This window comes from Stieleria sp., assembly GCF_041595215.1.
Lineage (GTDB): Bacteria > Planctomycetota > Planctomycetia > Pirellulales > Pirellulaceae > Stieleria > Stieleria magnilauensis.
Map to the genome: position 1 here is coordinate 1 of NZ_JBFHKV010001307.1, position 2,085 is coordinate 2,085.

At 59.2% G+C, this 2,085-nt stretch carries 2 protein-coding genes; one reads left to right on the forward strand and one right to left on the reverse strand.

Translation table 11 applies throughout. The features are described from left to right. A partial coding sequence (locus ABX749_RS30815; RefSeq protein ID WP_372899409.1) for an SdrD B-like domain-containing protein occupies positions 1-1,702 on the forward strand: 1,702 nt, incomplete at its 5' end. A 213-nt stretch (positions 1,703-1,915) separates the two neighbouring features. Here ABX749_RS30815 and ABX749_RS30820 read toward each other — a convergent pair. Continuing rightward, positions 1,916-2,071: a formaldehyde-activating enzyme gene (locus ABX749_RS30820; RefSeq protein WP_372899410.1), complete on the reverse strand. Its 156-nt coding sequence runs from the start codon at positions 2,069-2,071 to the stop codon at positions 1,916-1,918. Between the last annotated feature and the right edge of the window lie 14 nt (positions 2,072-2,085).

Genomic DNA, 2,085 nt, shown 5'->3' on the forward strand with positions numbered 1-2,085 from the left:
AATCGTGCTCACCACTCCGTCGGGTCAAACCCTGACCGAAGCTGACATCATCGCCGCCCCGGACATGGCGATCGTCGAACCGTTGTCCGACATGACCCGACGCGTCGTCGTCGTTTCACAACCCGGTGCGGGCGTTTGGAATCTGACGGTCGACTCGGACATCGGAACCGGCCAGATTGAGTTCTTTGTCGTGTCCGACAACAACACTCCCAGCGGGGAAATCACGCAGCTTGCCGGCGGCGGGTTCGGACAACCCGTTTCGATTTCCTACAACGCTTCCGACAGCGACAATGACGCCGCGGTCTCGCTGTTCTACGATTCCGATGCGAGCGGGCTGGACGGCATCTTAATCGATTCCGGGATCACGCAGGCCGACGGGGTCGGTATGTCGACGTGGGACACGACCGGGGTGCCCGATGGCGAATACTTTGTTTACCTGATGATCGACGACGGGATCAATGCGCCGGTCATTGCGTATTCGCAACAGTCTGTCTCGGTCACCCATCGCCGTATCGATGGGCAGGTGTTCCATGACGCCAACGCGAACGCCGTGATGGACGAGGGCGAGTCGCCGGTCGCCGATATCGCCGTCTTCGTCGACGCCAACGGGAATGCCACGCTGGACGACGACGAATCGTTTGCGATCACCGCTGCCGACGGACGCTACCGATTGGCCGAGTTGCCCCAAGGCACCCACACCATTGCCATGATCACGCCGGCTGGTTTCATTCAATCCGCGCCGGCCGATGCAGCCGCACAGCCGATCGAACTTGCCGCCGACGGACAAATCGATGACGTCAATTTCGGCATCCGGATCGAGCCAGCCTCGGTCAGCGGTGTCGTCTGGCAAGACCTCAATCGCGATGGTTTTCGGGACGCGTCGGAAGCCGTTCGAAAGGGCGTGACGATTCGGTTGATCGACGAATCCAGCGGGATCCATGTCGCCCAAGCCGTCACCCCGCAAGACGGCCGTTTCGAATTTGCCGGCGTGGTGCCTGGCACCTACATCCTGGAAGTCGTCACGCAAACGATTGATCAGATCACGCTGCAGGATCGCCCCGGAAGCGATGCCCACGACAGCAATCTCGATCCTGTGACGACGCGGCGACGAATCGAACTGGTCACCGGTGCCTCGCTCACGTCGATCGACGTCGGACTGTTCAGCCGCTGGAATCACTTTGCCAATCCCTTCGACGTGGACGCCAATGGATTCGTCAGGCTATTGGATGCATTGGTCGTGATTAATTTCCTCGGCCGGTCGCAGGCGAATCAACCGTCCGGTGAAGCGTTACCCGATGACGGAACGTTCCCCGACGTCAACGGCAACGGCACGGTGTCACCGCTCGACGCTCTGTTGGTGATCAACCACGTCGCGATTGAGCAAGAAAACAAAATGCTGCCCGCCAACCTGATCGCCACATCGAGTTTGTTTCCCGGTCCCTGGCAGACGGAAGGTACCCGAAGCGATCAGGAATGGCGACGGACGACCGATCTCGAAATGCCGCCCGTCGACACCGACGTCAAAGCGAATTCGACGTCGGCGTCCCAAACAACCGAGAGCTCATTTCGTTTCGAAGACTGGCCGTCCGAAAATCAACAGACGGCACGTGACATCGACGAAGAAGCGCCACTGGATGAACTGCTCACCCGACTCGCGCAAGATCTTCGGCAAGCAGCGCTCGACGGACCGCCAAAAGAATGAATGGCGGTCTTATAAGGTGGCGTAAGCTTCCAGCTTGCGATCCCAGCACCGCACGCTGGAAGCTTACGCCACCTACCCAAGCCACCGATTTTCTTGTCACCTATTTTACTGTCTTGCCGTCTCCCCGCCGATTTTCCCGCCCACTCTTTTTCTGCCATCCCGCCTGGTGTCGCTGCTCTCCACCGGCCACGTTCAGACGGCCCCACCGGCGGCTTAGATTTTTCCGTCCAATCCCATTTGGTAATACTTGTGGGTGATCTTGTCTTGGTTTTCGAGCAACCAGTCGATGGAAGGTTCACAGGCCATCGCCTTGTGGATCGCCTGGGCCATGGCCTTGCGATGGATGTCGAACAGGGCTTTGTGGTCCAGCTTGTCTGCGGTCG